We start from the raw sequence: 16,415 nt of genomic DNA, 5'->3' as shown, positions 1-16,415 counted from the left end.
AGGGATCCATGCCTGTGGAGTTATTATTACGCCAGATGATATTACGAATTTTGTTCCGGTATCCTTGGCGAAGGACTCCGATCTGTATGTTACCCAATTTGATAACTCGGTATTATTAATATTTAGTTTTTTAATGGTAATAATGGACAGTATAGGTATAGCTATGTTCGTTCCATTAATTCAAATTTCAGACGGTAATACAGTAGGTTCTGAAGATAAAATATACCATTTTATTCAAATCTTTTTTGAATTCTTAAAAATAGAATTAAATCCAATCAATATGTTAATCTTGATTGTTTTCTTATTTATAATTAAAGGGGTATGCTTTTATTATGCAGGAAAATACCTAGCTATTAACCAACAAATGTTCTCTAAAGAAATCCGATCAAAAATGATTGATGGAGTAAGAGATTTAAAATACAAAGAATTTATAGGAATTGATATAGGTCGTTTGCAGAACTCTTTAATAGGTGAGGCATGGCAAGTTGTTTTCGCTTGTAACCAATATTTGGAAACGATTAAAAATGGCATGTTCGTTATTATTTATCTAGGATTTGCATTCTTTTTAGATTGGAAGTTTTCAATTTTAGTTACGATTGGTGGTTTGTTATCTAATTTCATTTATAAGTATTTTTATAAAAAAACTGAAAGTCTTTCAAGAGAAATCACAAAGAATAACCATAGATATGGCGGTGTAGTAATCGAAGTAGTAAATCATTATAAATATTTGAAAGCTACTGGGCGAAGCATTAATTTTTTTAAACGTTTACAAAAAGAATTATCTAATCTAATTTCTAGCGGCATAGAAGTCGCAAAACTTAATGCAAAATTATCTGCTTTAAGAGAACCAATGACAATTGCCATTATATGTCTTGTAATAGCAGTTCACATCATTTTTTTTCAATCACCATTAGCGGCAATAATGATTATTTTATTGTTTTTCTATAGAGCGATGCAAAAAATTGTGGATATACAAACAAATTGGAATAATTATTTAGCCAATATTGGCTCTGTAGAAAATGTTCAAGAGTTTCAAAATTATTTAGATTCAAATCGTGAAAATAATAACGGTTCTAAAATAATAGATCATATTGATTCTATTGAATTGAAAAACGTTGATTTAAACTTTTCAGATCATAAAATTTTAAATAAAATCAATCTAAATATCAATAAAAATCAATCAATAGCATTGGTTGGAGAATCTGGCTCAGGAAAAACTAGTTTAGTAAATATAATTTCAACTTTATTACCTAATAATTCTGGAACTATTCATGTCAATGGGGAAAACATGAATTTAATCAATAATTCTGTTTATAGAGGGAAAATAGGTTATATTACTCAAGATCCAACAATATTCAATGCAAGTATATTTGAAAATATTACTTTTTGGGATGAAAAGAACCAAGAAAATCTTGCAAAATTCCACTATACACTAAGTCTAAGTGGATTAAATAATTATATCCAAACCCTAGTTAATAAAGAAGATACTCTTTTAGGAAATAATGGAATTAATATTTCTGGAGGGCAGAAACAGAGGATATCTATTGCTCGAGAACTTTATAGAAATGTTGATTTATTAATTATGGATGAAGCTACTTCTGCTTTGGATTCTGAAACAGAACAAATAATTAAGGAAAGTATAGATAAGCTTAAAGGTAAAATTACTATCATTTCCATAGCTCATCGATTATCAACAATTAAAAACGCTGACATAATTTATCTAATGGAACAAGGGCAAATAACCTCATCTGGTACCTTTGAAGAACTTAAAAAGAATTCAACCTATTTTCAAAAATTAACTGATTTACAAGGTCTTTAAACATAACATATATGATACCTGTTACAAAGCCTTTTTTACCTCCTATTGAAGAATATCATAATTTCCTAAAAGGTATTTGGTCAAGGGAATGGATAACAAATATGGGCCCCTTAGCCAGTAAACTGGAAATGGATTTAAAGGAATATTTATGTTTAAATCATGTTTTATTTGTTACTAATGGGACCATTGCACTTCAGATGGCCATTAAGGCACTAGATATTAATGGAGAGATTATAACAACTCCATTTTCATTTGTTGCAACTACTTCTTCAATTGTTTGGGAAGGGTGCAAGCCGGTTTTTGTGGATATAGATCCGGAAACTTTAAATATAGATCCCAACAAAATTATTGCTTCTATAACGAAAGATACAAAAGCAATTTTAGCAACTCATGTTTATGGAAATCCATGTGATGTCCTAGCAATTGAAGAGATTGCTAAACAGTATAATCTTAAAGTGATTTATGATGGTGCGCATTCTTTTGGAGTTAAAATAAATGGCCGTTCAATTTTTGAATATGGTGATATTTCTATTTGCAGTTTACATGCAACTAAACTTTATCATAGTACAGAAGGTGGATTAGTTTTTACAAAAGATCCAAATTTGTTGAAGAAACTTTCATTAATTAGGAACTTTGGTATTACAGGATTCGATAGTTTTGGTGAACTTGGAATTAATGGTAAGAATTCTGAATTTCATGCAGCAATGGGTTTGGTCAATTTGAAATATATCGATCAAATCATTGCTCGCAGACTTGAAATTATAAATAGATATTCTGAGAAACTTGAAAATTTTAAAGCCGTGAACCCAAAATGGCATAAAGATTCAGAAAACAACGGTGCTTATTTACCCTACATTATCTCATCTGAAAATTTACTATTAAAAATAAAAAAAGCATTAGATGCGAACGAAATATTTACTAGAAGATATTTTTATCCAAGTTTATCATCAAGTTTACCTTATTTAGGTTCAGTTGAGATGACTATATCCGATGATCTTTCTAAAAGAATGTTATGCCTACCATTGTATTTTGATTTAACTAATGAAGAAGTTGATTGGATATGTAGGTTAATATTAAGAGAACAAAATAATTAGAATATGCTAATATTTGGAGCTAAGGGCTTAGCCAAGGAGGTTTTAGAGGTAGTAAAGCAAAATCGCAAACTTAATAAATTGGCCTTTTTTGATAATATAAGTTTAGAATCTCCTGAAAAACTATATGGTAAATTTAATATTATAATGAATGATGAAGACGCTGTAAAATATTTTTCTAATATAGATTCCCATTTCACTATTGGAGTTGGTGGACCAAAAATTAGAGAACATGCTTTCAACACATTTATTAGTTTAGGAGGTAAACCAATTAATCTTATCTCTAATACATCTACAATTGGTTCCTATGGGGTAGAATTAGGCGTAGGAATTAACATTATGCAACAAGTTGTAATTACAAATGACATAAAAATTGGAAACGGATGTTTAATAAATCAGCTATCTTCTATAGGACATGATGTAGAAATAGGAAATTTTGTTGAAGTATGTCCGGGAGTGGCTATATCTGGAAATTGTGAAATTGGTAATCATTCGTTTTTAGGTACCAACAGTACAATTTTACCCCAAGTTACAATTGGCAAAAATGTGATTGTTGGTGCTGGTGCAGTAATTACTAAAAACATTCCGGATAATTGTACTGTAGTAGGAATACCTGGAAAAATTATTAAGAACCTTTAGGGTAGATTGAGGAAAATGGTGAATAATTCTACTATATCTGTAGTAATGATTACATATGGTCATGAGAGATTCATTAAAGAAGCTATTAATTCTGTTTTATCACAAAATTATGACGGTATAATTGAACTGATAATTTCAAATGATTGTTCTCCAGATAATACGGAAGAAATTATTTTTTCCATAATAGATAACCATGATAAAAATTCAAATATAAAAATTAATTATCTAAGACCTTCGAAGAATTTAGGTATTAAAGGAAATTTTCTCTGGGCATTAAGTCATGTAAAAACTCCATATGTATCATTTTGTGAGGGTGATGATTACTGGACTGATACCGAAAAATTAAAAAAACAAATTGAAGTTTTCGAAAAAAAATCATACTTAGATTTATGTGCTACCAATACGGGTTTTTATTTTCAGAATGCAGATAGTTGGAATAGGAAAGTTATTGGGTCGAAAAACTTTCCAATCCATCTAGATTTCAAGCAATTCATTTGGGATAGAGGATATATGGCACCATGCTCCTGGATGATAAAAACTAAGTCTTTAAATGAAATATTAAAGGAGTTTATTCCTGCATTAGATATTTCCTATTATATCTATGCAAATTTTTTAGTAAAGTCGAGCGTTCACTTCATTAATGAGGAAACATGTGTATATAGAATATTAGAAGAAAGTGCTTCAAGATCAAAAAATATTTTCAATTTAATAACACGTGAAATGGATTTATACGAAACAGAATGTTATTTATTAGATAAAAATAGATCCATCGGCATAGATTTATACGATTTTTCGGAATTGAAGCGAAGGCATATTTATGTACTCTGTGAATTAATTCTTCAAATAAAAGATAATCTTGAATTTGATAGAGTAATCCATCAGATAAAGTCAAATAAGCCTGATATTTTAATTGAAGTTCATAGGGAATTAAAAAGAAGAACTAAGTTGAAATTTAAAATAAGAGAAATTTTAAAAAAAATAAAAAGAAGGTTAAAATCATTCATAATTAAAGAAAAGCCAATCGAAACTGATTTATAAGGAATTCTGATTTTTAGATTTTATTAAACAGAAACAATTATCTATGACAAAAATTAAAACCATAGCATTCTATTTACCTCAATTTCATCCAATACCAGAAAATGATTTATGGTGGGGAAATGGATTTACAGAATGGACCAATGTGGCCAAAGCAAAACCATTGTTTCCAGGACATTACCAACCGCATGTTCCAGCTGATTTGGGTTTTTATGATCTTCGTTTGCCAGAATCTAGAAAAGCTCAGGCAGAACTTGCAGAAAAATATGGAATAGGAGGATTTTGTTATTGGCATTATTGGTTCGGAAATGGAAAAAGAATCTTGGAAAGACCTTTTAACGAAGTTTTAGAAAGTGGTGAACCTAATTTCCCATTCTGTCTAGCTTGGGCAAATGAATCTTGGAGTGGTATTTGGCATGGAAATCCAAAGACTGTATTAATGGAACAGGTCTATCCTGGTGTTTCTGATTATATTTCACATTTCAATTATCTTTTACCTGCATTCAAAGATGATAGATACATTAAAATTAATGGAAAGCCTTTATTTCTAGTTTATCAGCCTCTTCAAATACCAGATTTAAAACTTTTTGTTAAAACGTTCAGAGAATTAGCAGACAAAAATGGACTAAAGGGGCTTCATTTAGTGGCTACAAACGTTGAAGTTGATTGGGATTGCAAAGAGAATGGTTTTGATGCATTAACTCCTGCTGTCCATACAAAAGATAGTTATTTGAAATCTGCCAATAAAGTGGTTGATCTTTATAGGAGAGCAAAAACAAGTCGGCTTTCAAAGTATTATAAAAAATATTTTAAAAGACCTACAAGGATTTATAACTATAAGGACGCAATTCAAGATTTTAAAGAAGATGCAGGTGAAAATTTATATTATCCTACAGTAATTCCAAATTGGGACAATAGTCCAAGAAGTGGTGTTAATGGATTCGTTTTGCATGATTCTACTCCTGATCTTTTTAAGAAGGCTTTGTTGAATGCTAAAAAAAGAGTGGAGTCGTATGCGTCTGAAAATCAGATTATTTTTATTAAATCTTGGAACGAATGGGCAGAAGGAAATCATTTAGAACCAGATTTAAAATTTGGTCATCAATATTTACAAGTTGTAAAAGATGTTTTAGATGATTAATATTATGAATATAAAAACTTTCCTTGCTAAAGATTCACGAATTTATTATCCAAGATTTCTTTCTAAAGAATGGCTATTGGATTTAATACTACAATCCGAACAGTATTGGATTCGAAGATTTATGATAGCACTTCGGAAAGAAGAATATTATTCATATATAAAGCCAAGTAAATTTTTAAAATATTATTATCAACGCAGAAAAAATATTTTGGGCAGAAAATTAGGATTTTTTATCCCTGCAGGATGTTTTGATGAAGATTTGAAAATTTATCATTATGGCTCCATAATTATTAATCCAAATGCAAAGATAGGAAAACATTGTACAATTCATGGCAATTGCTGTATTGGAAGCAAAGGTAGTTTTCCTGATACTTCTCCGATTATTGGAGATAATGTGGATATAGGGCAGGGGGCCCAAATATTAGGAGGTGTTACGATTGCTAATGGGGTAAAAATAGGGGCGGGATCTATTGTTACTAAAGATATATTAATAGAAGAGGCAATTGTGGTCGGAATTCCTGGTAGAATAATTCCTTCAAAATAACGTAGATCATGGACTTAATTACGTTTCTTTTACCTGCGTATAAAGCTAAATTTTTAAAATCAGCAATTCAAAGTATTTTGGATCAAACCTATTCAAATTTTGAATTAATTATTGTAGATGATTGCTCTCCTGAAGGCTTAGAAAAAATTGTGGAACTCTTTGATGACCCGCGGATTAAATATTTCAAAAATGAAATAAATATAGGTGGTGCTAATCTAGTTAATCAGTGGAACCATTGCTTGCAATTTGCTAATGGAGAATATTTAGTTTTAGCAGCTGATGATGATTTATATGAACCAGACTTTTTATCATCCGGTATGACCATTATGAATAAATATCCAAACTTAGATATTGTTCATTCTCCTATTAAAATCATTAATGAAAAAAATGAAATAATTGGATTGGATGGATTTATACCAGAATATTCAAGTAAAATAGAGTTCGTATTTTATTGGTTGAATGCAACGGTATTTACTTGTATTGGTAATTATTTATTTAAGAGTTCTAAAATAAAGGAATTAAAATTCATTGATTTTCCATCAGCATTTGGTTCAGATACAGCTTCCGTAATTCAGATGACTGATAATGGTATGGGATCAATAGGATCGAGGGCTTTTAATTTTAGAATTTCTAGTATACACCTATCAAGTAATTTAGGAAAAATTAATGATAAATTAAGTGCAAATACTCAGTTATTCAATTGGTTTAAGAACTTAACTTTTCCTAACGCAGAAAATGAAATTGATAAATATTGCTTACATGAAATTAGATGGGAAAAATTATATGCCAAATGCATGTATGATTATTATCAATTAGTTGTTCGACATTTACCTATCCATAAATTAAGTTTAGTTAGAAAATGTGAGATTTTATCTCCAAAAGATCAGTTCAAATTGATTTTGAGATATTTCAAAGATAAAATTATAGGTAAATAACTCCCTTGCTAAATTTTAAAATGAAAAAAATCACACCTATTGCACTTGCTTTTACACCGAATTATTTTATTCCTGCTGTTACCTGTATATCGTCCATACTTAAAAATTCTTCCCCTACAGCTATTTATGAAGTAATTTGTTTATTAACTGAAGAGCTAGCTTCAGACCAGATAAAGTTACTTGATAATTTTGATCCGAAGAGATTAACATTAAAATTCATAAATCTTTCGGGGGCATTGGAAGGTGTATATATAGATGAACGATACACTATTGCAGCTTCATTTAGATTATTACTTCCAGAAATTTTAAAAAATTACGAACAAGTACTCTATTTAGACTGTGATATAATTGTTAGAAATGATCTGAATCAACTTTATCATACTGTAGATTTAAAAAACTATTATTTAGCTGCTGTATATGAAGCAGCATTAGATAGCCAAAAGCCATATTTAAAGCAGATAGGTTGTGAACCGGGATACTATTTTAATTCTGGATTTTTAATCATGAATTTGAATAAAATGAGGGCGGATAACCTGAGCACTACTTTAATTGATGGATTGAAAGTACCATATCTCCAATTTCCTGATCAAGATGTGTTAAATATGTATTGTAAAGGAAAGGTTTTAGGTTTAGAACCTATTTATAACAGTATCCGAACTTATTTTTTGCCACAATATAAAAGAGAATTTTTAAGAAGATACAAATTAGAGGATTGGGAGAAAGTGCAACATCATGGAAATATACATTACACAGGAGCAAAACCATGGAACAACCAAACCGTAAAATTTAATATTTGGTGGCAATATTATAATAAATTACCACTGGTTTACAAAAAACAGTGGCGTACAAACCAAAAAATGGAGATGTTATCTAAATTACTTTCATTTCCAATAATTGGTAATCTATATGAATATGTAATAAATGGATATAGGAACCTTAAAGCCTAATTTTACTACTTGAGAATTATATGTTAAGAAAAATTTGGTCTACTATAAGAAGTGCTAAAATTAAAAGGAAACATTCCATTGTTTCTAATTATTGGAAACCTGTGGTCGAAAACTATTACCAAAACCAACTTGAAATTCCAGTAATAAAAAAGGTTAAGGAGCTTACCTCAGATCAAATTATCTGGCAATACTGGGGGCAAGGAGTTGAAAATAATACATTGCCTGAAGTGGTCAATCTTTGTTTTAAAAGTGTAGATAAATATTGTGCAGACTTTTCAGTTATTAGGTTAAATGATGAAAATATCGCTGATTACCTTGAATTTCCGTCTTATTTAATAGATAAACTTCAAAATGGATCATTAAGTAGAACCTTCTTTTCTGATATTCTTCGGTTAGCTTTATTATACCATTATGGAGGTGTCTGGTTGGATGCAACCATTTTGCTAACAGATTCCCTTCCCAAAAAAATGATGGATTTACCTTATTTCATGTTTCAACGGGATCCAAATGAGGAGCATAAAACCTTTTGGGAACAGTCCTACGCATATTATTGGGGATGGGATAAAAATTTTAGAGTCAAGGTTTTAAATAGCATTATTTTTGCTAAAAAAGGTAATAAAGTTATCGGAGACAGTCTAAATCTATTATTATATTATTGGCAAAAAGAAAGTAAACCTATAGATTATTTTTTCTATCAGATTCTTTACCAACATTTAATAGAAAATCAACTGAAAGACCAAAAATGTATGTTGTTGAGTGATGTTTTTCCTCATATTCTACAGACTAAATTCAATGGTTCTGCCGAATTTTGGCAAATTGAAACAGTTTTAGCAAAATGCAGCCTCCATAAAATGTCTTATTTTGATGAAAATGGTCAGGAACAATTGAAAAAATTTATTCAAAAATTTAATGTTCTGTAAATATGGGTTCAAAACATGCTTTTTTAATTTTAGCTCATCAGGAATTCAATATCCTTCAAATCTTGGTTGATACATTAGATGATATCAGGAATGATATTTACATTCATATTGATCGAAAAGTAAGCAGTCTTCCACAAATAAAAACTAATAAATCAAGACTTAAGTTTTTGGAAGGTGACAAAAGAATAGATGTTCGCTGGGGAGATGTATCACAGATAGAAGCAGAATTTTCCTTATTTAAAGAGAGTGCTCAGTACGGTGCTTATCATTATTATCATATTATTTCAGGCACCCATCTTCCTTTGGTAAATCAAGATGTAATACATCAATTTTTTAATGGTCGAGATGAAGTAGAATATTTTGCAACAATGCTGTTTTCTTCAGAAGAATTAATTAGAAAAGGAAATAGACTGAATCTGATGATGAAATCATTTTCAACGAACGTAACAGCTCAAAAGATTTGGCGTCTTGGAATTCGAATTCAAGAATTAATTCATTTTAAAATCAATAAAAAAACCAAATTTATTAAAGCTTCTAATTGGGTGAGTTTAACGGATAAAGCCGTAAAATATCTTTTAGAAAATCAATCAAAAATCCTAAAGAAATATAAATATAGCATGTGTGGGGACGAATTATTCATACCTACTGAATTAGCCGTATCGAACAAAAAATTTAATATGAAATTTTTAGAGGGTTATCTTTTTCATAAGGTGGGTGATGCAAATTCTACCATTTTAACTATGGATGATTATTCTCAAATACAACAATCTAAGGCATTATTTGCAAGAAAATTTAGTGAACAGCATTTGGACCTGGTTGATAAGATTCTAGATAAATTAAAATCATGAAGAAGAAACATGCCTATTTAATACTTGCACATAATGAATTCCCTATCCTTAGGAAATTAATTACATTATTAGATGATAACAGGAATGATATATTTATTCATTTTGATAAAAAAGTTAATAATCTTCCTGAATTATTTGTAAATAATGCTAGATTATTTGTGCTTGAAAATCGCGTTGATGTGAGGTGGGCTGATGTATCCGTAGTTGAAGCGGAGCTTAATTTATTTGAGAATGCATTTCACAAAAATGCTTATCAATATTTTCATCTTCTTTCAGGTGTTGATATGCCTATTAAATCACAAGATGAGATTCATCAATTTTTTGATAAACATGATGGCAAAGAGTTTATAGGATATTATCAACAAGATAATAAAATAGAAATCAAGCGAAAAGTTAAAAGGTTTCATATTTTTCCGAAATCTTTTCGAAAAAATAATGGTTTAATAAATATTAGTAAAAAGCTATTTAGGTCTCTCCATTTAGTTCTTCAAGAAAAATTGAACATCGAAAGGAATTCTGGAACAAATTTTAAAAAAGGAACCCAATGGGTAAGTCTGACATCTGATTTTGTAGAATTGATCATTAAAAAAAGAAAAGAAATTGAAAAAATGTACTCCAATACTTTTTGTCCTGATGAAATTTTCATACAAACATTTTGTTGGAATTCTGACTTTAGAGGAAATATATATAACAAACAGGATGAAGGATTAGGATGTATGCGATACATTCAATGGGTAGATAATCAAATTATCGATTGGCGTTCTGATGATTTTGATAAGCTTGTAAGTTCTCCATACCTTTTTGCTAGGAAATTTTCCTCCAAAGATCTAAATATTGTTAATCTATTAGTAAATCATTTTTCTGTAAATCAATGATTTTTAAAGCTTTAGAAACTGAAAATCTAAAAGTAATAAACATACTTAGAATGCCTTTAATGATCATTGTATTATTTGGGCATACGGTTGGATTTGATATTCTGCCAGTAAAATGGTCTTGGGATTTTGAATCTATTTATATATTAGTCTCCGAAGCAATTTCACATACCTTTAGTCGAATTGTTGTTCCAAGTTTTTTTGTGTTTTCCGGTTATTTGTTTTTTTTGAAAATACAAGAATTTACAATCACTATTTATAAAGAACAACTTAGGAAACGAATTTTTTCCCTTTTAATACCCTATTTAGCTTGGAATTTACTCATGCTTATCGGCATACTAGTTAAGGTTAATGTTTTCGACTTATTGGGTATTCCAAATATAGAAGGTGAAGAATTTAAAAATCTCAGTTTAATGGATATATTTTGGAACTATCCATTAAATTTTCCGCTCTGGTATCTTAGGGATTTAATTTGTATGACCCTATTGACTCCTTTATTCTATTTATTGTTCAGATTTCTTGGCGCATTTGGCATATTGCTGTTAATGATACCCTATTTACTAAATCTAGAAATTAATATTCCAGGTTTTAGTTTAACCGGTATTTTATTTTTTGGAATTGGGTCCTATTTTGGTTTGAAAAAATTAGACTTAATCATTACTGATTATAAAATAGGTTTAGTTTTCATACTTATTTCTTTGATTTTGATTATAGTCTGCTTAAATAGTAGTCAATATCCATATTACGAACAATTAATCCGTGTGTATGCTATTATTGGTATTTGGGCTGTATTTTACGGAGGATATTTGTTAAGCAAAATCAATAACCTTTCAAACCTTTTAATCAAAACCGCAGGATCTGTATTCTTTATTTATGCTGTTCATGAAATTTATATTATTAATTGGATAAAAGGATTTTTTGCTCGAATTAATAAAACAAATGATAGCATGTTGCAACTTATGTTTTATTTCATCATCCCATTTATCTGTTTATTTATTTGCTATTACCTTTATGTATTCTTGAGAAGGATTATGCCCACATTTATAAATTTAATTACTGGTAATAGGGAGATTACACTCAAAAAAAATACGATTAAAACATGAAATTGCCTTATGTATCAATCATAATTCCTGTATATAATGCGGAGAAAACCATTGGTTTAAGTTTAGACTCTTTAAGAAATCAAACTTATCCATATCTGGAGCTGATATTTATAAATGATGCAAGCCAAGATGAAAGTCTGAAAATGCTTAAGGATTTCCGGGCTTCATTTGATGGAAATAAGGAGGTAATAATTGTATTAGCAAACCATGATGTAAACAGAGGAGTGGCTTGCGCTAGGAATACAGGACTGGATTTAGCTACAGGTAAATATATTTATTATGTGGATGCTGATGATCAATTAGATCATCATGCCATTGAATTATTGGTTACTAAGGCTGAAAAGGAAGATTTTGATATTTTGGGCTTCAATTGGTATTTAAAATTTTCCAATAATGAACGCAAAATGATTCAGGCAACCTTTCAAGATAATCAAGATGCGATTAGGCTTATGTTGAATGGGAATTTACGTTGGAATCTTTGGATATTTTTTGCTAAACGAAAGCTTTATGAGGATCATAATATTAGGTTCATTCCTGGGAAAAATATGGGTGAAGATTTGATGGTGAGTGTGAAATTATTTCATTACGCAAAAAAAGTAGGGCAAATTTCAGATGCATTTTATCACTATGGACAGTCTAATCAAGAATCATTAACCAAAGTTTATGCTGAAAAACATATTCAAGAAGTTAGTGGAAATTTGGAGGAAGTAGAAAATTTTTTAAAGGCCAACAATAATATGGTTGATTTGGAAAATCTCTTGGCTTTTTTAAAATTGAATATTAAACTTCCAATGCTAATTAGTAGCCAAAAAAAACAATATATCAGGTGGTTGAATTTATTTCCAGAAGTGAATAAATATGCCATGGAAAACAAAGCACAATCGCTACGAATTAGGTTCTTACAATTTATGGCTACAAAAAAACAATTTTGGTTCGTTAAACTTCATTATTATGTGATAATTAGAGTAGTTTACGGAATTATTTATCATTAACTTGATTTATAAAATGTTCAAAATAATATCTTACATATTTATTGCGGTTATAGTTAGCTTTTATTTTTTTCCAATAAGCTTTACTTTTCTACCTGCTAGTCTCAATACAAAGATGATGTTGGGCGTTTTAGGTATTGGTTTTGCTGGTTTGAACTGGTTGAAAACACAGAATTTAACTGTAAGTAGAGGGTTGCTTATTTCCATTATTATATCTTTATTATTTTCTTTTATTTGCTATTATTCTACTGATATAAATAATACGACAGATTACTCCTATGCAAGTTATATTGTAAGCTTCTCTGTTTGGTTTTTTGGAGCTTTTGCGGTCTGTTATATTATTAGAATAGTTCATGAAATTGCTTCCTTAAGGATCCTAACAAATTATTTGGCTGCTGTATGTTTTTTTCAATGTGTTGCTGCTTTAATGATTGATAATATTCCTGCTTTTAAATTGTTGGTAGATAGTATTGTAAATCAAGGCCAGGATTTTTTTGATGAAGTAAATCGTTTATATGGAATAGGGGCTGCTCTTGATTCTGCAGGGGTCCGGTTTTCTCTTGTCCTTGTATTGATAACATCATCCTTAAATAATAGTATTAAAACGCGAGAAAATTCATGGTATATTGCCATGTTATTGATTGCTTTTTTTACCATTTCTGTAATTGGTAATGCGATTGCTCGTACAACTATTCTTGGGGTATCTAGTTCATTGATCTATTTTTTTGTAGGATCTGGTTTGTTTAGAAGTATTGTTAAAATGGAATCTATAAAACTTGGGATTCTATTTGGATTTCTCTTAGTTCTTGCCATATTTATTTCCGTCTATCTATACAATAACAATAAAGAATTCTATGATCAAATGCGATTCGCATTCGAAGGTTTTTTTAATTGGATAGAACATGGGGAATGGAGAACGGGATCTACCGACAAATTAAATAGAGAAATGTGGATATGGCCAGAAGACCAAAAAACCTGGCTTATAGGATCAGGAAAATTTGGTTTATATGAATTCAGTACAGATATCGGCTATTGTCGTTTTATTCTTTATTGTGGATTAATTGGCTTTTCTGTTTTTGCTTTTCTATTTGTTTTTAACGCACTATATTTTATGAATCGCTATCCAAAATATTGGATGATGTTTCTTATTTTCTTGGTATTAACCTTTATTTTCTGGGTTAAGGTGGCAACGGATATTTTCTTTATTTATGCCTTGTTTTATTGCCTAGATACGTTTTCAGACGATGAAGAAAATGAGGTTGAAGAATTGGATGTCATAGGTAATAATGAAAAATTAGATGAAAATAGTCTATTGTATCCTCGGTACGTTTAATTCGGGTGGGATGGAAAGAGTATTGGCCAATAAAGCCAATTATTTGAGTAAATTAGGCCACCAAATAACAATAATTACCACTGATCAACTCGGTAGAAAACCCTATTTTCAACTTAATGAACAAATTGACCAAATTGATCTTCATATAAATTATACGGAAAATAATAACCAAGGTCTAATGACCAAAATATTAGATTTTCCACGCAAACAACGAAAACATAAAGCATCTTTAGAAAAGGTTCTTCAAAAAATTAAACCAGATATTACCATATCCTTATTCGATCATGATGCAGCTATCATTTTAAAAATCAAAGACGGAAGTAAGAAAATAGCAGAAATTCATTTTTCGAGATTTAAACGAATCCAATATGGAAGAGGAGGCCTTTGGAACTTGGTAGATAGATGGCGCAGTAAACAGGATCTAAAAACCATTAAACTATTTGATCGATTTGTAGTATTAACCGAAGAGGACAAAAATTATTGGGGTGCATTGAACAATATTCTCGTAATACCAAATGCAAATAGTTTTACACCCAATAGCTTGGCTGAATTAAATATCAAACAAGTAATAGCAGTAGGAAGATATGATTTTCAAAAGCATTTCGATTCTTTAATACGGATTTGGGAAAGAGTGGATAAACAGAACCCAGATTGGAAACTGAAGATTTTTGGTTCAGGTCCGTTAGAAAGTGAACTACAACAACAGATAAATGATGCTCAATTGCAACATAGCGTATCATTGGAAAGACCAGTTAAGAATATTGAGAAAGAATATCTTAATAGTTCCATCATCGCATTAACATCAAGGTATGAAGGTTTACCTATGGCTTTGTTAGAAGCACAAGCCTGTGGTCTACCTATGGTCGCCTATGCTTGTAAATGTGGACCGAAAGATATTATAACTGATGGAGAAAATGGATTTTTAATTCCAGAGGAGAATGAAACGTTATTTGCAAAACGACTATTGGAATTAATGAATAGCGAAAATAGGAGAAGGGAAATGGGTAGAAAGGCATTTGAAAATTCAACTAATTATTCCGAGGATCGCGTCATGGAAAAATGGATAAACCTTTTTACTGAATTAACTGCTAAAAAATGAAAAAGATTGTCATATCTGCTGTTAATTTAGTGGAAGCTGGTACATTAGCTATTTTAAGAGATTGTTTAGCATTTCTATCTGATTTTGCACCTAAGCATGGTTATCATGTGACAGCTATTGTTTTTAAACGGGAGTTGGCAGATTTTCCTAATATTGAGTATATAGAGACCACCTGGCCAAAAAAAAGATGGACAAATAGATTATGGTACGAATATGTTTCCATGAACCGTATTTCCAAAGAAATTGGTCCTGTTTATTTATGGTTTTCATTACATGATACAAGCCCTACCGTAAAAGCGGAACGTCAGGCCGTTTATTGCCACAATTCTTTTTCCTTTTATCGTTGGAAAATGCATGATGTAATATTTGCGCCAAAAATTGTTCTCTTTGCTTTGATGACCAAATACATTTATAAAACAAATATCCATCAGAACCATTATTTGGTCGTACAACAAGAATGGTTTAGAAAAGCATTGTCTCAAATGTTTGATCTCAACGAGAAACGAATTATTGTTTCCCCTCCAGATATGGACTTGCAACATGCAATTCAGTCAAATTCCAAAATACAAAAAGTTAAAAGCTTTTTATTTGCAGGCTCACCGAACAGCCATAAGAATTTTGAAGTAATATGCAAAGCTTCAAAAATATTGATTGAAAAATACCATATTACAGATTTTAAGGTTAAAATTACCGTAAAGGGAAATGAAAATAAATATGCCGAATGGTTGTATAAAAATTGGAAAAATATAGCACAAATTGACTTCATGAGCTTTATTCCAAAAGGTATGTTAATGGAATGTTATAACAAAACTGATTGTTTGATTTTTCCTTCCAAAATTGAATCATGGGGATTGCCGATTTCTGAATTTAAAATTTCTAATAAGCCTATGCTTTTGGCAGATTTACCATATGCACATGAAACAGCGCAGGACAGCCAATTAACAGCATTCTTCCATCCAGATGATGAACAACAATTAGCCATTTTAATGAAAGAATTAATTGAAGGAGATTTCCACCAATTAAAAGCCGTTCCATCTATTGAAATTAAAGAACCAAAAGCAACGAATTGGTTGCAGTTATTTCAACTATTATTGAATTAA

Annotated in this window: 16 protein-coding genes; all 16 read left to right on the top strand. The window is 30.2% G+C overall.

Annotation, left to right across the window (positions count from 1 at the left end):
• A partial coding sequence (locus VJ786_RS09890) for an ABC transporter ATP-binding protein (protein ID WP_336557658.1) occupies positions 1 to 1,819 on the top strand: 1,819 nt, incomplete at its 5' end.
• Between the two features lie 11 nt (positions 1,820 to 1,830).
• Entirely contained in the window at positions 1,831 to 2,913 is a 1,083-nt protein-coding gene (locus VJ786_RS09885; RefSeq protein ID WP_134776368.1) for a DegT/DnrJ/EryC1/StrS family aminotransferase, read from the top strand.
• 3 nt (positions 2,914 to 2,916) lie between these two features.
• Positions 2,917 to 3,549 carry an acetyltransferase gene (locus tag VJ786_RS09880; RefSeq protein ID WP_134776369.1) on the top strand — a complete coding sequence of 211 codons (633 nt, stop codon included), beginning with the start codon at positions 2,917 to 2,919 and terminating at the stop codon, positions 3,547 to 3,549.
• 15 nt (positions 3,550 to 3,564) lie between these two features.
• Positions 3,565 to 4,587, top strand: a complete 1,023-nt coding sequence (locus tag VJ786_RS09875; protein WP_134776370.1) for a glycosyltransferase — start codon at positions 3,565 to 3,567, stop codon at positions 4,585 to 4,587.
• A gap of 43 nt (positions 4,588 to 4,630) precedes the next feature.
• Positions 4,631 to 5,725 (top strand): glycosyltransferase WbsX family protein, encoded by a 1,095-nt coding sequence (locus VJ786_RS09870; RefSeq protein ID WP_134776371.1) that lies wholly within the window; start codon positions 4,631 to 4,633, stop codon positions 5,723 to 5,725.
• Complete coding sequence (locus VJ786_RS09865; protein WP_336557657.1) at positions 5,718 to 6,269, top strand: serine O-acetyltransferase; 552 nt, start codon at positions 5,718 to 5,720, stop codon at positions 6,267 to 6,269. The genes VJ786_RS09870 and VJ786_RS09865 overlap by 8 nt, the downstream gene beginning before the upstream one ends.
• A gap of 8 nt (positions 6,270 to 6,277) precedes the next feature.
• Positions 6,278 to 7,204 carry a glycosyltransferase gene (locus VJ786_RS09860; RefSeq protein ID WP_134776372.1) on the top strand — a complete coding sequence of 309 codons (927 nt, stop codon included), beginning with the start codon at positions 6,278 to 6,280 and terminating at the stop codon, positions 7,202 to 7,204.
• Positions 7,205 to 7,224: 20 nt separating this feature from the next.
• Positions 7,225 to 8,151: a glycosyltransferase family 8 protein gene (locus VJ786_RS09855; RefSeq protein WP_134776373.1), complete on the top strand. Its 927-nt coding sequence runs from the start codon at positions 7,225 to 7,227 to the stop codon at positions 8,149 to 8,151.
• 20 nt (positions 8,152 to 8,171) lie between these two features.
• Positions 8,172 to 9,071, top strand: a complete 900-nt coding sequence (locus VJ786_RS09850; RefSeq protein ID WP_134776374.1) for a capsular polysaccharide synthesis protein — start codon at positions 8,172 to 8,174, stop codon at positions 9,069 to 9,071.
• A 2-nt stretch (positions 9,072 to 9,073) separates the two neighbouring features.
• A complete protein-coding gene (locus VJ786_RS09845) occupies positions 9,074 to 9,919 on the top strand; it encodes a beta-1,6-N-acetylglucosaminyltransferase (RefSeq protein WP_134776375.1) in 846 nt (281 codons plus the stop codon).
• Positions 9,916 to 10,794, top strand: a complete 879-nt coding sequence (locus VJ786_RS09840; protein ID WP_134776376.1) for a beta-1,6-N-acetylglucosaminyltransferase — start codon at positions 9,916 to 9,918, stop codon at positions 10,792 to 10,794. The genes VJ786_RS09845 and VJ786_RS09840 overlap by 4 nt, the downstream gene beginning before the upstream one ends.
• Entirely contained in the window at positions 10,791 to 11,894 is a 1,104-nt protein-coding gene (locus tag VJ786_RS09835; RefSeq protein WP_134776377.1) for an acyltransferase family protein, read from the top strand. Before VJ786_RS09840 ends, VJ786_RS09835 begins: the two co-directional genes overlap by 4 nt.
• On the top strand, positions 11,891 to 12,886 hold the full coding sequence (locus tag VJ786_RS09830; RefSeq protein ID WP_099365566.1) for a glycosyltransferase family 2 protein: 996 nt from the start codon (positions 11,891 to 11,893) through the stop codon (positions 12,884 to 12,886). Before VJ786_RS09835 ends, VJ786_RS09830 begins: the two co-directional genes overlap by 4 nt.
• Before the next feature lie 13 nt (positions 12,887 to 12,899).
• Positions 12,900 to 14,216 (top strand): hypothetical protein, encoded by a 1,317-nt coding sequence (locus tag VJ786_RS09825; RefSeq protein ID WP_209023096.1) that lies wholly within the window; start codon positions 12,900 to 12,902, stop codon positions 14,214 to 14,216.
• Between the two features lie 10 nt (positions 14,217 to 14,226).
• Entirely contained in the window at positions 14,227 to 15,315 is a 1,089-nt protein-coding gene (locus tag VJ786_RS09820; RefSeq protein ID WP_245153276.1) for a glycosyltransferase family 4 protein, read from the top strand.
• A complete protein-coding gene (locus VJ786_RS09815; RefSeq protein ID WP_134776379.1) occupies positions 15,312 to 16,415 on the top strand; it encodes a glycosyltransferase in 1,104 nt (367 codons plus the stop codon). The genes VJ786_RS09820 and VJ786_RS09815 overlap by 4 nt, the downstream gene beginning before the upstream one ends.

The organism is Sphingobacterium tenebrionis (assembly GCF_037126265.1).
Taxonomy (GTDB): domain Bacteria; phylum Bacteroidota; class Bacteroidia; order Sphingobacteriales; family Sphingobacteriaceae; genus Sphingobacterium; species Sphingobacterium tenebrionis.
This window is presented reverse-complemented; position numbering and strand designations above follow the sequence as displayed.

Excerpts from the sequence above, each read along its gene's own strand:
- VJ786_RS09885 (WP_134776368.1), top strand. The coding sequence starts at position 1,831 with ATGATACCTGTTACAAAGCCTTTTTTACCTCCTATTGAAGAATATCAT.
- VJ786_RS09880 (WP_134776369.1), top strand. The coding sequence starts at position 2,917 with ATGCTAATATTTGGAGCTAAGGGCTTAGCCAAGGAGGTTTTAGAGGTA.
- VJ786_RS09875 (WP_134776370.1), top strand. The coding sequence starts at position 3,565 with ATGGTGAATAATTCTACTATATCTGTAGTAATGATTACATATGGTCAT.
- VJ786_RS09870 (WP_134776371.1), top strand. The coding sequence starts at position 4,631 with ATGACAAAAATTAAAACCATAGCATTCTATTTACCTCAATTTCATCCA.
- VJ786_RS09865 (WP_336557657.1), top strand. The coding sequence starts at position 5,718 with ATGATTAATATTATGAATATAAAAACTTTCCTTGCTAAAGATTCACGA.
- VJ786_RS09860 (WP_134776372.1), top strand. The coding sequence starts at position 6,278 with ATGGACTTAATTACGTTTCTTTTACCTGCGTATAAAGCTAAATTTTTA.
- VJ786_RS09855 (WP_134776373.1), top strand. The coding sequence starts at position 7,225 with ATGAAAAAAATCACACCTATTGCACTTGCTTTTACACCGAATTATTTT.
- VJ786_RS09850 (WP_134776374.1), top strand. The coding sequence starts at position 8,172 with ATGTTAAGAAAAATTTGGTCTACTATAAGAAGTGCTAAAATTAAAAGG.
- VJ786_RS09845 (WP_134776375.1), top strand. The coding sequence starts at position 9,074 with ATGGGTTCAAAACATGCTTTTTTAATTTTAGCTCATCAGGAATTCAAT.
- VJ786_RS09840 (WP_134776376.1), top strand. The coding sequence starts at position 9,916 with ATGAAGAAGAAACATGCCTATTTAATACTTGCACATAATGAATTCCCT.
- VJ786_RS09835 (WP_134776377.1), top strand. The coding sequence starts at position 10,791 with ATGATTTTTAAAGCTTTAGAAACTGAAAATCTAAAAGTAATAAACATA.
- VJ786_RS09830 (WP_099365566.1), top strand. The coding sequence starts at position 11,891 with ATGAAATTGCCTTATGTATCAATCATAATTCCTGTATATAATGCGGAG.
- VJ786_RS09825 (WP_209023096.1), top strand. The coding sequence starts at position 12,900 with ATGTTCAAAATAATATCTTACATATTTATTGCGGTTATAGTTAGCTTT.
- VJ786_RS09820 (WP_245153276.1), top strand. The coding sequence starts at position 14,227 with ATGGAAAGAGTATTGGCCAATAAAGCCAATTATTTGAGTAAATTAGGC.
- VJ786_RS09815 (WP_134776379.1), top strand. The coding sequence starts at position 15,312 with ATGAAAAAGATTGTCATATCTGCTGTTAATTTAGTGGAAGCTGGTACA.